The organism is Caballeronia sordidicola (genome assembly GCF_002220365.1).
Taxonomy (GTDB): Bacteria; Pseudomonadota; Gammaproteobacteria; order Burkholderiales; family Burkholderiaceae; genus Caballeronia; species Caballeronia sordidicola_C.
Genome location: NZ_MTHB01000305.1, coordinates 35,077 through 51,804 on the forward strand (window position 1 = coordinate 35,077; position 16,728 = coordinate 51,804).

Annotated in this window: 16 protein-coding genes; 6 read left to right on the top strand and 10 right to left on the bottom strand. The window is 59.5% G+C overall.

Annotated elements, in window-relative coordinates:
• Positions 1–11 precede the first annotated feature (11 nt).
• The 3 genes from mreD to BSU04_RS44375 form a co-directional block, all read right to left on the bottom strand.
• Entirely contained in the window at positions 12–524 is a 513-nt protein-coding gene (gene mreD, locus BSU04_RS44365; protein WP_089166503.1) for a rod shape-determining protein MreD, read from the bottom strand.
• Positions 521–1,621 (bottom strand): rod shape-determining protein MreC, encoded by a 1,101-nt coding sequence (gene mreC, locus BSU04_RS44370; RefSeq protein ID WP_089166504.1) that lies wholly within the window; start codon positions 1,619–1,621, stop codon positions 521–523. Before mreC ends, mreD begins: the two co-directional genes overlap by 4 nt.
• 199 nt (positions 1,622–1,820) lie before the next feature.
• On the bottom strand, positions 1,821–2,864 hold the full coding sequence (locus BSU04_RS44375; RefSeq protein WP_017772379.1) for a rod shape-determining protein: 1,044 nt from the start codon (positions 2,862–2,864) through the stop codon (positions 1,821–1,823).
• 392 nt (positions 2,865–3,256) lie between these two features.
• Here BSU04_RS44375 and gatC point away from each other — a divergent pair, with 392 nt between their 5' ends.
• The 5 genes from gatC (at position 3,257) to BSU04_RS44400 (ending at position 8,408) form a co-directional block, all read left to right on the top strand.
• Complete coding sequence (gene gatC / locus BSU04_RS44380; protein WP_089166607.1) at positions 3,257–3,556, top strand: Asp-tRNA(Asn)/Glu-tRNA(Gln) amidotransferase subunit GatC; 300 nt, start codon at positions 3,257–3,259, stop codon at positions 3,554–3,556.
• 161 nt (positions 3,557–3,717) lie between these two features.
• Positions 3,718–5,211 carry an Asp-tRNA(Asn)/Glu-tRNA(Gln) amidotransferase subunit GatA gene (gene gatA, locus BSU04_RS44385; protein WP_089166608.1) on the top strand — a complete coding sequence of 498 codons (1,494 nt, stop codon included), beginning with the start codon at positions 3,718–3,720 and terminating at the stop codon, positions 5,209–5,211.
• A 2-nt stretch (positions 5,212–5,213) separates the two neighbouring features.
• Entirely contained in the window at positions 5,214–6,692 is a 1,479-nt protein-coding gene (gatB, locus tag BSU04_RS44390) for an Asp-tRNA(Asn)/Glu-tRNA(Gln) amidotransferase subunit GatB (protein WP_089166505.1), read from the top strand.
• A gap of 81 nt (positions 6,693–6,773) precedes the next feature.
• Entirely contained in the window at positions 6,774–7,610 is an 837-nt protein-coding gene (locus BSU04_RS44395; RefSeq protein WP_089166506.1) for a polyphosphate kinase 2 family protein, read from the top strand.
• 24 nt (positions 7,611–7,634) lie between these two features.
• A complete protein-coding gene (locus BSU04_RS44400; protein ID WP_089166507.1) occupies positions 7,635–8,408 on the top strand; it encodes an exodeoxyribonuclease III in 774 nt (257 codons plus the stop codon).
• 6 nt (positions 8,409–8,414) lie between these two features.
• Here the strand turns inward: BSU04_RS44400 and BSU04_RS44405 are convergent, their stop codons facing one another.
• The 6 genes from BSU04_RS44405 to argB all read right to left on the bottom strand — a co-directional run bounded on the left by BSU04_RS44405 (position 8,415) and on the right by argB (position 14,379).
• The gene (locus BSU04_RS44405) at positions 8,415–9,341 is read right to left on the bottom strand and encodes a M48 family metallopeptidase (RefSeq protein WP_089166508.1); all 927 of its coding nucleotides are present in this window, start codon (positions 9,339–9,341) and stop codon (positions 8,415–8,417) included.
• Positions 9,338–10,624 carry an AmpG family muropeptide MFS transporter gene (locus BSU04_RS44410; protein ID WP_089166509.1) on the bottom strand — a complete coding sequence of 429 codons (1,287 nt, stop codon included), beginning with the start codon at positions 10,622–10,624 and terminating at the stop codon, positions 9,338–9,340. Before BSU04_RS44410 ends, BSU04_RS44405 begins: the two co-directional genes overlap by 4 nt.
• 54 nt (positions 10,625–10,678) lie before the next feature.
• On the bottom strand, positions 10,679–11,287 hold the full coding sequence (metW, locus tag BSU04_RS44415; RefSeq protein WP_089166510.1) for a methionine biosynthesis protein MetW: 609 nt from the start codon (positions 11,285–11,287) through the stop codon (positions 10,679–10,681).
• On the bottom strand, positions 11,284–12,429 hold the full coding sequence (metX, locus tag BSU04_RS44420; protein ID WP_089166511.1) for a homoserine O-succinyltransferase MetX: 1,146 nt from the start codon (positions 12,427–12,429) through the stop codon (positions 11,284–11,286). The genes metW and metX overlap by 4 nt, the downstream gene beginning before the upstream one ends.
• A 292-nt stretch (positions 12,430–12,721) precedes the next feature.
• Positions 12,722–13,426, bottom strand: coding sequence for a pyrimidine 5'-nucleotidase (locus BSU04_RS44425; protein WP_089166512.1), 705 nt, complete (start codon positions 13,424–13,426; stop codon positions 12,722–12,724).
• A 53-nt stretch (positions 13,427–13,479) separates the two neighbouring features.
• Positions 13,480–14,379: an acetylglutamate kinase gene (argB, locus tag BSU04_RS44430; RefSeq protein ID WP_089166513.1), complete on the bottom strand. Its 900-nt coding sequence runs from the start codon at positions 14,377–14,379 to the stop codon at positions 13,480–13,482.
• A 257-nt stretch (positions 14,380–14,636) separates the two neighbouring features.
• Between argB and BSU04_RS44435 the strand changes: the two genes are divergently transcribed.
• Positions 14,637–14,831 carry a cysteine-rich CWC family protein gene (locus tag BSU04_RS44435; protein WP_089166609.1) on the top strand — a complete coding sequence of 65 codons (195 nt, stop codon included), beginning with the start codon at positions 14,637–14,639 and terminating at the stop codon, positions 14,829–14,831.
• 149 nt (positions 14,832–14,980) lie between these two features.
• On the opposite strand, the gene BSU04_RS44440 is transcribed toward BSU04_RS44435, so the two are convergent.
• Positions 14,981–16,690 carry a tetratricopeptide repeat protein gene (locus BSU04_RS44440; RefSeq protein ID WP_144021553.1) on the bottom strand — a complete coding sequence of 570 codons (1,710 nt, stop codon included), beginning with the start codon at positions 16,688–16,690 and terminating at the stop codon, positions 14,981–14,983.
• Between the last annotated feature and the right edge of the window lie 38 nt (positions 16,691–16,728).

Sequence of the window (16,728 nt, forward strand, 5' to 3'; positions counted from 1 at the left end):
CATTAGTCAACTCAGATTGGCCGCGTGTCGTCGGGATCGGTGGCGCGACGCTGCGGAATCAGCAGCAGGAAACTGGCGAGCGGCCACAAAATAGCCTCCACGAAACCATCGATCAGATAACCCCAGCCGGGAAAAGCCGCGCCCGTCAGCAGGCGGATCACGAACGGCACGATTTGCGCGCCTATCAGCAAAGGCGCCACCACGAACGTTTGCACGGGCAGCGACATCCACAATACGCGCCTGTGGATCGTGATGGCGCCATACGACAACAGCGTATACGCAAGCGCGTGCTCACCGAGCAGACTGGCATTGTGAACGTCCATGAGCATGCCGAGCATGAACGCGATACCCATGCCCACGCGACGCGGCTGGTGGACATTCCAGAACAGCAGCACGACCGCGACGAAATCCGGGATGCCGAAGGTCCGGCCCCACGGCATCAGGTTCAGCAGGAACGCGGCGGCCAGACTGAACGTAATGAAGTACGGATTGACCGGCTGCAGGATGTATTGCGGACGGTTCATGGTGCGGCTCCGGGCGCGGGCTTGCGGGCAGCTTCAGCTTTCCTCGCGTGCTCGGATTTTTCAGATTTCTTCGCGGCGGCGGGCTCGGGTTTCTTCACCGCCGCCGGCGGTTCGGGCTTTTTCGCCACGGGTGCACTTGCCGCCGCCGCAGGGGCGGCCGCGCTAGCGCTTTTCGCCGGTGCTGCCTTGCCCTTCTTACCCTTGTTGTCCTTCGCTTCCTTGGCCGCGGCCGCTGCCTCGACTTCTTCAGGATTCGGCGGCTGGTTGACCTCGTAATGCAGCACGAGCAACTGGCGCGCACCCCGTACCGGCGCGATCGGCAGGCAAACTACACGGGCGAAGGCGGTATCCGCTTGTTTGTCGACGCGAACCACTTTCGCCACAGGCAATCCCGGGGGATAAATGCCATCCAGACCGCTGGTCACGAGTTCGTCGCCAGTTTGCACGTCGGCGCTGATCGGTACGAAACGCAGATCGAGCGTGTCGCCCTTCGGCGTGCCGTAGATCACGCTGCGCAAGCCAGTCCGTACGATCTGCACGGGCACGGCCTGGTCTTTGTCGGAGAGCAGCGTGACTTCCGATTGCAGCGGGAACACACGCGTGACCTGCCCGATGACGCCGTCTTCGTTGACCACCGGCGCGCCATCCTGGATACCTTGCTGCGAACCCTTGCCGATCACGACTTTCTGCGTGAAAGGATCGCGGGTGTCGTACTGGACCTCGACAGGCGTGGTTTGCGTGCTGGCGCGCGAGCCGAGCTCGAGCAGCGCGCGAAGATGGGTGTTTTCTGCGGTGAGCTGGGCCGCATCGCCTGCTTTCACCGACAACTCGAGGTTCTTTTCTTTCAGCTTGGTGTTCTCATTGCGCAGGGTTGCGCTGGTGACGGCCAGATCGGCCGCACCCATGAAAATATCGCGCGGTACGAGCGCCGCGCGCTGCAGCGGATACAAACCCGCTCCCAGCACGCCGCGCACGATCTCGAGCGTGTTGAAGCGTGCGTCGGAGATCAGCAGGGCGAGGGCAAGCACCACGAAGAAGATCAATCGCGCGAGAGCGGATGGACCTTGCTTAAAAAGTGGCGGCGGACTGTATTCCATGGTCGGCGCCGAGGGCGTGATCGGTTGGTTCGATGCTGCGGGTTCGCATGGGGACGCGGCCCTGCCCAGCGCTGTTCGCCGCGGTCCGGTCTAAACCGGGCCGCGTGAACCATTGCGCAAGTCGCATACTTCGCGCACGTCGCCGCTGTTGCCTTGAGCGAGTGCGTGCTGTTGGCGCCTTAGTGAAAGGCGTCAAGACTTACTCGTAGGAGAAGATGCTGCCGAGCTTGTCCATGCGCTCGAGCGCCATGCCCGACCCGCGAACGACGCACGTCAGCGGATCTTCGGCGACGAGCACCGGCAAGCCAGTCTCTTCGGCCAGCAACCGGTCGAGATCGCGCAGCAAAGCGCCACCGCCGGTCAGCATCATGCCGCGCTCGGCAATGTCAGCGCCCAGTTCCGGCGGCGTCTGCTCCAGCGCAATTTTCACCGACGAAACGATCTGGTTCAGCGGATCGGTCAGTGCTTCGAGAATTTCATTGCTCGAAATGGTGAAGCTGCGCGGAATGCCTTCCGACAGGTTGCGGCCCTTGACTTCCATCTCCTTGACTTCAGAGCCCGGGAAAGCCGAACCGATTTCCTTCTTGATCGCTTCAGCCGTCTGCTCGCCGATCAACATGCCGTAATTGCGACGGATGTAATTGACGATAGCTTCGTCGAACTTGTCGCCACCCACGCGTACGGAACCCTTGTACACGATACCGCCGAGCGAAATCACGCCCACTTCGGTCGTGCCGCCGCCGATGTCGACGACCATGGAGCCCGTTGCCTCGGACACCGGCAAGCCGGCGCCGATGGCCGCAGCCATGGGTTCTTCGATCAGGTACACCTGCGACGCACCGGCGCCATGTGCTGCTTCCTTGATCGCGCGGCGCTCGACCTGGGTCGAACCGCACGGCACGCAGATGATGATGCGTGGCGAAGGCGAGAACATACGCGATTCGTGCGCAGTCTTGATGAACTGCTTGATCATCTGTTCCGTGACGGTGAAGTCGGCGATAACGCCGTCCTTCATAGGCCGGATGGCTTCAATGTTGCCCGGCACCTTGCCGAGCATCTGCTTCGCTTCGCGGCCGACGGCCTGAATGGTTTTTTTACCATTGGGACCGCCTTCCTGGCGAATGGAAACCACCGACGGCTCGTCAAGGACGATGCCCTTGCCCCGCATGTAGATCAGCGTGTTGGCGGTGCCGAGATCAATCGCCAGATCGTTTGAAAAGTAGCTGCGCAAAAAACCGAACATTCAAAATCCTGTCTCGCTGGGAGCCGTGCCTCGCTTCGAGCGCCAAAGGACGGCAGCGGAAAAAAATGACAGCCTGCAGCGGGACCCATTTTTTGGTCACGCAAATTGCAAGACTGCGGAGAAATCTACCGGAGGATGCAAGCGAACCAGGCGTGCGCTTTTCTTAAAAATCTGTAACTAAGAACAGGCTGCTGGTAAGTCGATCCGGATTTGGGTCGAACGCGTAATGATACCTTATAATTTTGGGGTGTTCGAAGGAAAAGGACGGTACATTTTGCCACCGTCAAGCCTGCTTTTTAGGGCTCCTTTATCTCGAATTGCAGTGGCTCTCGCAGTCGCTCTTGCAGTCGCGCTGTTTGTCGGCGTGTAAGTCGAAAAAAACCGGTGATCGAATGTCTCTGACCCTGACCGATGTAAAACGCATTGCGCACCTCGCGCGGCTCGAATTGCCCGAGCACGAGGCCGAACCCACGCTCGCCCGACTGAACGACTTCTTTGGTCTCGTCGAGCAAATGCAGGCGGTGGATACCACGGGTATCGAACCGCTTGCGCATCCGATCGAACAGATTGAGAAAGCTGAGCTGCGGTTGCGAAACGATGTTGTTACAGAGCACGTAAACCGCGAAGAGTTCCAACGGCCTGCGCCTGCCGTGCGCGACGGGCTGTATCTCGTGCCCAAGGTGATCGAATAAGATCGACTCAGTGAACAAATGCGCGTGGTGCCCTGAGTCAGCGCTTCTGAGGCAATGTAATTGAGGCGATGCAATATACGCACGAAAATACGCAAGAAAACAAAGGCGCGCGGTACCCGGTACCCGGTATCCGGTATCCGGCGCCCATCAGGAAGAACGCAATGCATCAAAAAAGCTTGACCGAACTGCGCGCGGCTCTCGACGCAAAGACCCTCTCCGCCGTCGAACTCGCGCAGCTCTTCTTGCAGCGCATTGAAGCCGCGAAGGATCTCAACGCGTTCATCAGTGTTGACCATGAACTCACGCTCGACCAGGCGAAAGCAGCGGATGCGCTGATCGCCAAGGGGGAAGCAGGCGTGCTGACCGGCCTGCCGATCGCGCATAAAGACGTGTTTGTCACGCGCGGCTGGACCTCCACGGCAGGCTCGAAAATGCTTGCCAACTACGCGAGCCCGTTCGACGCCACCGTTGTCGACCGCCTCAAGAACGCGGGCGTGGTCACGCTCGGCAAGACCAATATGGACGAATTCGCGATGGGTTCGTCCAATGAGAATTCGTATTTCGGCCCGGTCAAGAACCCTTGGGATCTGAAAGCCGTGCCGGGCGGATCGTCGGGCGGCTCGGCTGCAGCGGTGGCCGCGCGCCTCGCGCCCGCTGCCACCGGCACGGACACCGGCGGCTCGATTCGCCAGCCCGCGTCGTTCACCGGCATTACCGGAATCAAGCCAACCTACGGCCGCGTTTCGCGTTACGGCATGATCGCGTTCGCGTCGTCGCTCGATCAGGGCGGACCGATGGCTCGCAGCGCCGCGGATTGCGCATTGTTGCTCAACGCCATTGCCTCGTTTGATCCGCGTGACTCGACCAGCCTCCAGCGCGAGGACGAAGATTACACACGCTATCTCGGCCAGCAATGGTCCGGCACGGACGCGGCCAAACCGCTTGCCGGCTTGCGCATTGGCTTGCCGAAAGAGTTCTTCGGCGAAGGCTTGAGCGCCGAAGTGCGCAGCGCTATAGACACCGCCCTGAAGCAATATGAAGCGCTTGGCGCAACGCTGGTCGAAGTCACGCTGCCGAAGACCGAATTGTCGATTCCCGTGTACTACATCATCGCGCCGGCTGAAGCTTCGTCGAACCTGTCGCGTTTCGATGGCGTGCGCTATGGCCATCGCGCGGCTGAGTACACCGACCTTCTCGATATGTACAAGAAGTCGCGCGCCGAAGGTTTCGGGCCTGAAGTGAAGCGCCGCATACTCGTGGGCGCGTACGTGTTGTCGCACGGTTATTACGACGCGTATTACCTGCAGGCACAGAAAATCCGCCGCATCATCGCGCAGGATTTCCAGGAAGCATTCAATCACTGCGATGTGATCATGGGACCGGTCGCGCCATCGGTGGCATGGAATCTCGGCGAAAAAGCCGACGATCCCGTCCAGATGTATCTCGCCGATATCTACACGTTGTCGATCAGCCTCGCCGGTTTGCCCGGCATGAGCGTGCCGTGCGGTTTCGGCGCTGCCGGCAGCGCGCATTCCACGCGGCCGGTCGGCTTGCAGATCATTGGCAACTATTTCAACGAAGCCCGATTGCTCCAGGTCGCCGACGCTTTTCAGCGCGCGACAGACTGGCACGTGCAATCACCGGCAGGAGTATGAGTATGGGTAAGCAATGGGAAGTAGTGATAGGTCTTGAGACGCACGCGCAGTTATCCACCGTCTCCAAGATTTTTTCGGGCGCGTCCACGCAGTTCGGCGCTGAGCCGAACACGCAAGCCTGTCCCGTCGATCTGGCGTTGCCGGGTTCGTTGCCCGTGATGAACCGCGGCGCTGTCGAGCGCGCGATTCGTCTTGGCCTGGCACTTGGCGCGACCATTGCGCCGCGCAGCATTTTTGCGCGCAAGAATTATTTCTATCCGGATCTGCCGAAGGGTTATCAGATCAGCCAGTTCGAGATTCCGGTCGTGCAGGGCGGCAGCGTTACGATCCAGGTTCCGGCCAATGAGAAATCCGGTACGGCCGCTTACGAAAAGACCGTCAACCTGACGCGCGCCCATCTGGAAGAAGACGCAGGCAAGTCGCTGCACGAAGACTTCGCTGGCATGACCGGTATCGATTTGAATCGGGCCGGCACACCGCTGCTCGAGATTGTGACGGAACCCGAAATGCGTAGCGCCGCCGAAGCGGTGGCCTACGCGAAAAGCTTGCACAGTCTCGTTCAATGGCTCGGTATCTGCGACGGCAACATGCAGGAGGGCTCGTTCCGTTGCGACGCGAACGTCTCCGTGCGCCCGGTTGGACAAGCCGAATTTGGCACGCGCGCCGAGATCAAGAACCTGAACTCGTTCCGTTTCCTTGAAGAAGCCATTCAGTACGAAGTGCGCCGGCAGATCGAGTTGATCGAAGACGGCGGGACGGTCGTGCAGGAAACGCGTCTCTACGATCCCGACAAGCGCGAAACGCGTTCCATGCGCAGCAAGGAAGATGCGCACGATTACCGCTATTTCCCCGATCCCGACCTGATGCCTTTAGTCATCGATGAAGCGTGGATTGCGCGGGTTCGCAGCGAATTGCCCGAATTGCCTGAAGCCATGCAGGCGCGTTTTGTCGAGCAATACGGTTTGACGGCGTATGACGCGGCGGGGCTGACGTCGTCGAAGGGAATGTCGGCGTATTTTGAAAGCGTCGTTGGCTTAGTCGGGCCGACGCATGCGAAGCTCGTGGCCAACTGGCTGATGGGCGAAGTATCGTCGCAATTGAATCGCGACTCGCTGGATATTGCGGACTCGCCGGTTTCTCCCGCGCAGCTTGGACTTGTGATTCAGCGTGTGGCCGACGGCACGATCTCCAACAAGATTGCCAAGGATATTTTCCAGGCGATCTGGGAAGAAAAAGCGACCGACGACAACGCCGCCGACCGGATTATCGAGGCGAAGGGGTTGAAGCAGATTTCTGATATGGGTGCGCTGGAAGCAATAATCGACGAGGTGATGGCCGCTAATCAGAAGTCCGTCGATGAGTACCGTTCGGGCAAGGAGAAAGCGTTCAACGCGCTGATCGGCCAGGCCATGAAAGCGACCAAGGGCAAGGCGAATCCGCAGCAGGTCAACGAGCTTTTGAAGAAGAAACTATCTTCTTGAGCTGACGGCTGGACTATTCGCGGGTTGCTGTCGGGTCTTGTCTGGCAGCAACCCTTTCTTTTATCAACCGGGAGCGCACGCGTGGCCAAGAAACCTGAGCTGGACGATTATCGCGTGCCTTATTTCGACGGCAAGAAGATCAAGCCGTTTGATCTGGCTTCCATCGATAGCGCATCGAAGCCGTTTTCGTCTGGCGCGAAAGACGCGGATCGCGAGCGTTTAAGCGAGCTGAGCACCGCACTCGATGGCTTGCAGGAAAAGCTCCACGCACAACGCTCGCATCGCATTCTGCTCATCCTGCAAGGCATGGATACGAGTGGCAAGGACGGCACGGTTCGCGGTGTTTTTCACGATGTCGATCCGCTCGGTTTGCGTGTCGTGCCGTTCAAGGCGCCCTCCGAAACCGAAGCCGCGCACGATTTTCTCTGGCGCGTTCATTCGCAGGTACCGGCCGCGGGCGAGTTCGCCATTTTCAATCGCAGCCAGTATGAAGACGTGCTGGTGCCGCGCGTGCTGAAACAGATCGATCAGGAAACGTGGGAGCGCCGTTACCGGCAGATTCGCGAATTCGAAGCCATGCTTGCCGAAAACGGCACGACGATCGTGAAGTGCTTTTTGCATATATCGAAGGACGAGCAGAAGGCGCGTTTGCAGGCGCGTATTGATAATCCCGAGAAGCACTGGAAGTTTGATCCATCGGATCTCGATGCCCGCAAACTCTGGGACGAGTATTGCAAGGCCTATGAAGACGCGCTTGGCGCGACATCGACGGATATTGCGCCTTGGTACGTGATTCCCGCCGATTCGAAGACGCACCGCAACGTGATGATTGGGGAGTTGATGGTGCGTACGCTGCAGGGTTTGAAGCTCGAATATCCGCCGGCGAAAGAGTCGCTGAAAGGGATCAAGGTCGAGTAGTTCACCAACATACAAGGATGCTTCATGTTTCGTGTCATCACCGCTAATTTGAACGGCATTCGGTCGGCCGCCAAGAAGGGTTTCTTCGACTGGTTTGGCGAGCAGGATGCGGACGTCGTCTGTGTGCAGGAGATCAAGTGTTCGCAAGACGATCTCACGCCGGAATTTCTCGCACCGCACGGTTTCCAGGGTTACTTCCAGCACGCAGTGAAAAAGGGTTATTCCGGCGCCGGGCTTTATACGAAGCACAAACCGGATGAAGTGATCATCGGGTTCGGGAGCGAGGAATTCGATCCGGAAGGGCGTTATGTGGAGGCGCGCTTTGGGGATTTATCGGTGATCTCGGTGTATGTGCCTTCGGGGTCCAGCGGTGAAGAACGGCAGCAGGCCAAATACCGTTTCATGGCCGAGTTCATGCCGCATCTCGAGAAATTGGCCAAAAAACGCCAAGTGATCTTGTGTGGTGACGTGAACATCGTGCACAAGGAAATTGACATCAAGAACTGGAAGAGCAACCAGAAGAACTCGGGTTGCCTGCCGGAAGAGCGTGCGTGGCTTACGCAACTCTTCGACGAAAAAGCGTATGTGGATGTCTTCAGAACGCTGGACCAGCGGCCGGAGCAATATACGTGGTGGAGCAATCGCGGCCAGGCTTACGCGAAGAACGTAGGGTGGCGGATTGATTACCAGATCGCGACGAAAGGCGTGGCGGACACGGCCGCGGCAACGTCCGTTTTCCGCGATATCAAGTTCAGCGACCACGCGCCGCTGATTATCGATTACGACTGGAAGGTTTAAACGCCTTTAAAGCCTGGGCTTTTTAAACCGGCCCATTCCTGCATAATTGGGCAACTGGTCCACGGTTTTCCCGATCGCTTTTGCGTAGAGCGGCATCATGTCGGGCAGCCGCTTCATCAGGTCGTGTACGCGTGCAGCGCCATACGGATGCATCCAGATAAAACCGTTTGGCGTGCGCCGCGTACGCGAATCAATCTTCTGCCATAACGTGATGGCGGCGCGCGGATCGTAACCCGCACGCGACGCAATCTCGCTACCGATCACATCGGCTTCGGTTTCATCGGCGGGGGTGTATCGCATGGCCAGCAACTGCTCGCCAATTCCGAGCGGGGTCGAGCTGATATCAGCGAAACCGAACAGCGGCGGAATCGTTCCCGTGCTCAACTGCGCCGCCTGCTGACGCCCCAGCCGATCGCGCGCATGTTCGCGCAGCGCATGCGCAATCTCATGGCCGATCATCATGCCGAGTTCGTTATCGTTGAGACGCAATCGGTCGATCAGCCCGCTATAAATCACAATCTTGCCGCCCGGCAGGCAATACATGCGGATCTCGTCCGAGCGCACCACGTTGATTTCCCACTTCCAGTTCTTCGAGCGGTCATTCCACTTCAGCGCAAACGGAATTTCGCGATTGGCAATCTCGCGAGCACGCTTCACGAGCGGATTGTCGTCGGCCAGAAGGTGCTTCGTGCGCCGGGCTTCGCCGAGGATTTGAGCGTATTCGTCGGCAGACTGCTGTTCCAATGTCGCCGATGGAATCAGGTTGCGGAACAAAGCCGCATTGCCGAACCGGATCTGGTCGCTGGCCGTGGAATAGGACGGTTGTGCATTCGCCGACGCCGCCGCATCGGAAGTCCCGGACGCCGCGAAGCTCAAGCCAGCATGTAGCGACACAGCGCAGGCGGCGACGCGGATCAGGGCGTGCACCTTCATCGGACAGGTCTCCAGGGCGCGATTTTCGGCAACAGTAACATGCCCGGAATAGACAGCGCAGCGCAGATCATGAAGTACTCGAACCAGCCTGTTTGCGCGACCACAAAGCCACTCGATGCCGACGCCAAGGTCCGCGGCACCGACGCAAGACTCGTAAATAGCGCGAATTGCGTGGCGGTATAACGCGGATCGGTCGTGCTCGCGATGTAAGCCACGAACGCGGCCATGGTGAGGCCGGTGGCGAAGGTCTCGAACCCGTAGAGCGCGGCCAGCGCCACGGGCGACGGCCCGATTTTCGCAAGCCACGCAAAGCCGAGCGTGGAAACGATCTGCAGCACGCCAAAGATCCAGAGCCCGCGCGAAATGCCGATCTTCACGAGCCACACGCCCCCCACAATCCCGCCCGCGAGGCTTGCCCAGAACGCGACGGTCTTCGCAATGACGCCAATCTGCGTCTTGTTGAAGCCGATATCGAGGAAAAACGACGTGGAGAGCGTGGTCGCCATCGTGTCGCCGAGCTTGTAGAGGAAGATGAAGCCGAGGATCAGCAACGCAGTGCGCCAGCCGTCCCGGGCGATAAATTCGCGAAACGGCTGGACAATGGCATCGCGTAGATTCTTGGGAGGCGTGCCATGCACTTCGGGTTCGTTGACCACGAGCGTCAACACCATGCCCGGCAGCATGAACGCCGCCGTGACGAGGAAGACGGTGGACCACGGCAAGTGATCGGCGAGAATCAGCCCGAGCGAGCCGGGCACAAGCGCAGCAATCTTGTACGCGTTCACGAAGACGGCGTTGCCGAGTCCCTGCTCGGTATCGGCGAGGAGTTCGCGACGGTACGCATCGATCGCAATATCCTGGCTTGCGCCGAAAAACGCGACGAGCGCGGTCAGCGCGGCGACGGTCCAGATCTGGTCTTTCGGCGAAATAAACCCAAGCGCGCCAATTGCCACGGCCACCAGCACCTGCGTGACGATCATCCAGCCGCGCCGCCGTCCTGGCCGCCAGCCGGGCAGGCGCGGCACGTAGCGGTCCATCAGCGGCGCCCAGATGAATTTCCAGGTGTAAGGAAACTGGATCAGCGCGAACAGGCCGATCTCTTTGAGGTTCACGCCTTCGGTCCGTAACCAAGCCTGGACCAGATAGACGAGCGTGAAGAGCGGCAGCCCCGACGTGAAGCCGATAAACACGCAAATCAACATGCGTTTGTTGAGAAACGCGCGCCAGCCGGGGTGATCGTCGTGAGCGGTAAGAGCGGGCGCCTCGTGTGGCGAGTTGGACATAGGGTCGATTCGAAGCAGTAAGCGGTGCGCGAGCGACGAACCGGCAAGCTCAGTTCAGCTTCGCTTTACGCGATAGACCGCAAGGCTACCACGCCAGTTCGCCCCCCAACGGATGGACTGCCCACCGTGCAGCACCGCGCGATCGAGGATCTCGATCCCCACTTCGGGCGCGAGTGCCTCGAAATCCCGAATGGTGAGAACCCGCACGTTCGGCGTGTTATGCCATTGATACGGCAGTGTTTTCGACACGGGCATGCGTCCCTGCAACACGGTCAGCCGATGCCGCCAGTAACCGAAGTTAGGAAACGACACGATGCATTCACGCCCGACGCGCACGGTTTCGCGCAGGATCGCGGCCGTTTGATGGATCGTTTGCAGCGTCTGCGACAGGATCGCGAAGTCGAAACTGCCGTCTTCGAACAGCCGTAGTCCGTCTTCCAGATTCTGCTGGATGACATTGACGCCTTTTTGAGCGCAGGCGAGCACGCCGGCGTCGTTGATTTCAATGCCGTAGCCCGCCACATCGAGTTCTTCGGCGAGCAGCGAGAGCAGCGACCCATCGCCGCAACCCAGATCGAGCACCGAGGAGTTCGGTTCGACCCAGCGCGCGATTGCCCGAAAGTCCGAGCGCAAAGAGAGAGAGTCCAGCGTGATTTGGTTCATGCGCCCACCTCGGCGGCAATGCGTTCGTAGTAGGCGCGCATCAGGTTGTGATACCGCGCGTCGTCGAGCAGGAAGGCGTCGTGGCCATGCGGCGCATCGATTTCGGCGTAGCTCACCGTGCGTTTGTGATCGAGCAGTGCTTTCACCAGTTCGCGCGAGCGCGCAGGCGCAAAACGCCAATCGGTTGAGAAGCTTGCGATCAGATACTTCGCCGTGGTGTGAGCGAGCGACTTGGTCAGATCGCCGTCGAAGGCCTTGGCGGGATCGAAATAATCAAGCGCGCGGGTGATGAGCAGATACGTATTGGCATCGAAGTATTCGGCGAATTTATCGCCTTGGTATCTTAAGTACGATTCGACTTCGAACTCGACGTCGAAGTTGAAGTTGTACGCATCCAAAGCGCCTTCCGCACGACGCAATGCGCGGCCGAACTTGGCGGCCATGTCGTCGTCGGACAGATACGTAATGTGGCCGATCATGCGCGCCACCCGCAATCCGCGGCGCGGCTTGATACCGTGCGCGTAGTAATCGCCGCCGTGGAAATCGGGATCGGACAGGATGGCGGAGCGCGCGACTTCGTTGAACGCAATGTTTTGCGCGGAGAGTTTTGGCGTCGATGCCACCACAATGCAGTGCGCCACGCGATCCGGATACATCATGCTCCAGGCCAACGCCTGCATGCCGCCGAGGCTGCCGCCCATGACCGCAGCAAAGCGCTCGATACCGTATTGATCCGCTACGCGAGCCTGCGCGTGGACCCAGTCTTCCACGGTGACGACAGGGAAACTCGCGCCGTACGGTTTGCCGGTAACGGCGTTCACGCTCATCGGGCCGGTTGAGCCGAAACACGAACCCAGATTATTGATGCCGATGACAAAAAAACGGTTGGTATCGAGCGGCTTGCCCGGACCCACCATGTTGTCCCACCAGCCGACGTTCTTGGGGTCGTCGGCATAGACGCCCGCCACATGATGCGAGGCGTTCAGCGCATGGCAGACGAGCACGGCGTTCGAGCGCGCGGCGTTAAGCGTGCCGTAGGTTTCGACGACGAGATCGTAGTCACCGAGCAAGCTGCCATTTTGCATGCGCAGCGGTTCAGTGAAATGCAGTGTTTGGGGAGTGACGATGCCGATTGATTCCATTCATTCCGCCTAAAGAAAACAGGGCGGCTAAACGGCGTCGGCGATGCGCTGGAAGAGATAAACGGCGCGGCTGACAACCTCTTTAGCCGCATTTATAGTGAACCGGGTCAGGGTTCGCGCGCCCGCAATCGAGTCAGCAAATCGGCGCGTTGAAACAAATCAATATAGCGATGAAGTATATCGGAAAAACGGGAAAGGGGCTCACGGGGTGCCTAGGGCAGCAAGGCCCAAGCGATGAAGTTTGAAGTCCGTACTACTTTCGCGCTTTGAGGCGACTTGGGATACGTCTGGCCTAGCCGAGATTGCGCAAGCCTTTCAAAGACCGGATCTTGAGATCGACGTAATGCGGCCGTCCGCTGCTGGCGGACCGAAGGGACTTCGCCCCGCTGGCATTTAACACCGACGGCAGATGCCCCGTGATCCAGACCGTGCGAATCCCCAAGCGCTTATAGCGTTTCAAATGTCCACGCGTATCTTCTACAAGAACCGCCTCGGAAAGTGGCACGTGAGCCCGCCGCATCGCGCGCCGAAGCATTCCTGCATCGGGCTTCGCACGCCAATGACCGCTTCGATCCTGCATATCCTCGATGGCAATCACGCATTCAAACAGCTTGGCGATACCCAGTTCGTTGAGCACGGCATGGGCATAAATTGAAGGCGCGTTGGTCAACACGATCTTGCGTCCCGGAAGCCCGCGGATCATTCGCGCGAGACCGCGTTCAGCACGAACCATGGATCCGAGATCGGCGAAGGTATGGACGACATGCAAGAAGTCTGTGGCATCGACGGGATGATGGCGCACGAGGCCGAGCAGGGTGGCGCCGTATCGCTGCGTATAACCGGTGCGCAGCCGGTTGGCTTCGTCAACATCCACGCCCAACTGGTCGATGATGTACTGCGTCATCCCGCGATTGATCGCGGGGAAAATCTCATGCGACGCGTGATGCAGTGTGTTGTCGAGATCGAATAACCAGACAGGGCGCTTGTGCGTGTTCATCCGGCGTCGCGAGGAACGCAGGAGTTCAACTCGAGCGCCGGCAGAGTCCACGTTCAATGTGAGCGAATCATGGTTCCGAACGGCTGCTCGGTCAGGATCTCGAGCAGCACCGAATGTTCGATTCGCCCATCGATGATATGCACCGAGCGCACGCCGCTCTTCGCCGCGTCGAGCGCCGATGAAATCTTCGGCAGCATGCCGCCGGAAATGGTGCCATCGGCGAAAAGCGCGTCGATTTCGCGTGCCGACAGATCGGTCAGCAGATTGCCGGCCTTGTCCATCACGCCGGGGATGTTCGTCATCATCACGAGCTTCTCGGCGTTCAGCACCACGGCGAGTTTGCCCGCGACCAGATCGGCGTTGATGTTGTACGACAAACCGTCTTCACCGAAGCCGATTGGCGAGATGACCGGAATGAACGCGTCATCTTGCAGCGCCTTCACGACGGCCGGATTGATTGCTTCGACTTCACCCACCTGACCGATATCGATGAATTCGCCCGGATTGTCGCGATCCGGCATCATCAACTTGCGCGCGTGGATCAGGCCGCCGTCCTTGCCGGTGAGACCGACCGCATGGCCGCCGAAATGATTGATCAGCGTGACGATGTCCTGCTGCACTTCGCCGCCGAGCACCCATTCCACGACTTCCATGGTTTCTTCGTCGGTGACGCGCATGCCCTGGATAAACGTGCCCTGCTTGCCGATCTTCTTGAGCGCCTGGTCGATCTGCGGACCACCGCCATGCACGATCACCGGATTGATGCCGACCAGCTTCAGCAGGATCACGTCGCGCGCGAAGCCCTGTTTCAGGCGCTCCTCGGTCATGGCATTGCCGCCGTATTTGATCACGATCGTCTTGCCGTGATACTGGCGAATATAGGGCAACGCCTCGGCCAGGATTTCGGCTTTCAGGGTCGGCGCGATCTGCGTAAGGTCGGGAAGCTCGGACATGGCGGCGATAAGGCGAAGAGCAGTTTAAACAGGCGGAATTGTACAGGACTGACGCGCTGCATCATGCGTTTCCGATAGCATTCCGGCAACAGGTGAACGTTAGCCTCTGGTCGCACCAGTATGGGGTTGGCGCGTGAAATAATAATGCGATCGGGCATGCATGGGCGGGTCGAAAACGTGGCGCTTCGGCAACGGCCACACCGCGCGCAATGCGGCTCGTGACTGTGTGCTGCGTTTTCAAAAGGCTTGCGCCAATCATGAGTTACACCAACGCCAATCCTCAACACTGCGCTCTGTGCGGAGCGGTTTTCCGTTGCGCTCAGCAAACCGGCGATGCGCAATGCTGGTGCGCAGCGCTTCCGGCTTTGCCGGCCGAGCGCTTGAATCCGAGCAGGACGTGCCTTTGCCCGGATTGTTTGCGTGAAGAAACGCAACGTAGCATAAACATGTGAATGTCGCGGGCGGTGCTGAGTGGCCGGAATTTGTGGGCACGTGGTTTTCGCGTCGATGGAATGGTCTAAGTCGAGGATTCGTGCGCGTAAAAAAGCGGCGATTCGTTTCCGGATCGCCGCTTTTTACTGACTTGTAACCCTCGTAGCGCTTACACCGCCACTTTCTTCGCCGCCCGCTTACGTGGCGCCGCACCCGTATGCGTTGCCGCGAGCGCGGCCAGATCACGCGCGACGTCGTCCATCACCGGCTCCCACTTCGAGAATTCCTTCTGCCGATACAGCGTCGCCGTCGGATACCACGGGCTGTCAGTGCGCTCCAGTTGCCAGACCCAGTGCGGATTGGTGTCGAGGAGAATCCAGGTCGGCTTGCCGAGCGCAGCCGCCAGATGCGCGACGCTCGTACAAACGGTAATGACAAGATCGAGTGAATCGATGAACGCTGCCGTGTCGTCGAACGTTTCAAACTTGCCGGTGCGATCCGCGATCTCAAAACCACTTTCCCGAGCCGTGGCTACCGCGCCCGACGCGTCTTTTTGCAGCGAGAAGAACGCAACGTTCTCGATCCCGCTGAACGCTTTGGCATAGCGCTCAATGCCCACGCTGCGGAACATGTTGCGCTGATGGCCTTCGCTGCCGCTCCATACGAGACCTACGCGCAGGCGTTTGTCGGCGGAGAACTCGGCGCGCCAGTCGGCAGCGAGATCGGCGTTGGCGGAAAGATACGCGCGCTTTGCCGGAATGGTGTCCGCGTCGATGCCGAAATGCAGCGGCAGGCTCAGCAGCGGGAAATGGAAGTCAAACGCGGGCAACGGCCCGTCGTGCGGCAGGCATTCGACCCCTTTCGGCGCCATACGCGCCATCAGCGGATGCACCGCTTTGAACGCAGCCCACACCAGCGTGCCGCCCTGCGCGTGAACCTTTTTCGCCAGCATCGGGACGAAACGCGAGAACTGCAGCGCGTCGCCGAAACCCTGCTCGCCCCACAGCAACAAGGTCTTGCCGCGCAGCGCTTCGCCATTCCATCGCGGCGCCGCGAAGTTGGGATGCGAGTTGCGCAGTTCGCTTGAACCGTCCCAACGCGACTCGAAATTAGCCCAGCCGCGGGCGTAATTGCCCTGCACGAGATCGAGAATGGAAAGATTGAACGGAAGACGCTGCATACCGGGCGCGAAATTGACCGCCGCTTCTGCGGCTTCAGTGGCCTCCGGCCAGCGCTGCGCTTCTTTCAACGCGAGACTGTAGTTCGACAACGCGAGCGCATTCGACGGATTGATCCCGACAGCGCGCTTACCGGCCGCAAGCGCATGCTCGAGTTCCCGGCGACGCGGATAGATACGCGACAGATTCGTCAACGCTTCGATATCTTGATCATTCGCAGCGACAGCCTCTTCCAGCATGCTCAGCGCTTTACCCTCGCCGCCGGTGACTTCGTAGGCGACCGCCAGGTTGTTGCGCAGTGTCGGGACGGCTGGATTGATCGCGTGGGCGCGTTCGTAGAAAGGGATCGCATCGGCGTGACGGTTGGCGAGTTGGAGCGCATAACCAAGATGCCAGAGCGCGAGCGCGTGGTGCGGATGACGATCGACGAGTTGAGCCGCAAGCTGAATGGCGTCGCCGATGCGGTTCTGCTTCAGCATTGAATCGATCAGGTCGAGACCCGTCTCCGGCCGATCGGCTTCCAACATCATGGCGGCTTGCAGCCACACGGCGCGCTCGACCTGGTTGCCTTTCGCGTTCGCGCCGCGAGCGTTGTCAATGAATGCGTCCAGCGCACGCGGGATAATGGTGTCTTGAACGGCGCCGGCTTGCGGCGATTCGCTGAGAAGCTGATCGGGGCGGGAGGATGGGCTGTTAGTCATTTGTGTATGCGGCCTGGCCGCCCTGTACGAGACAACCT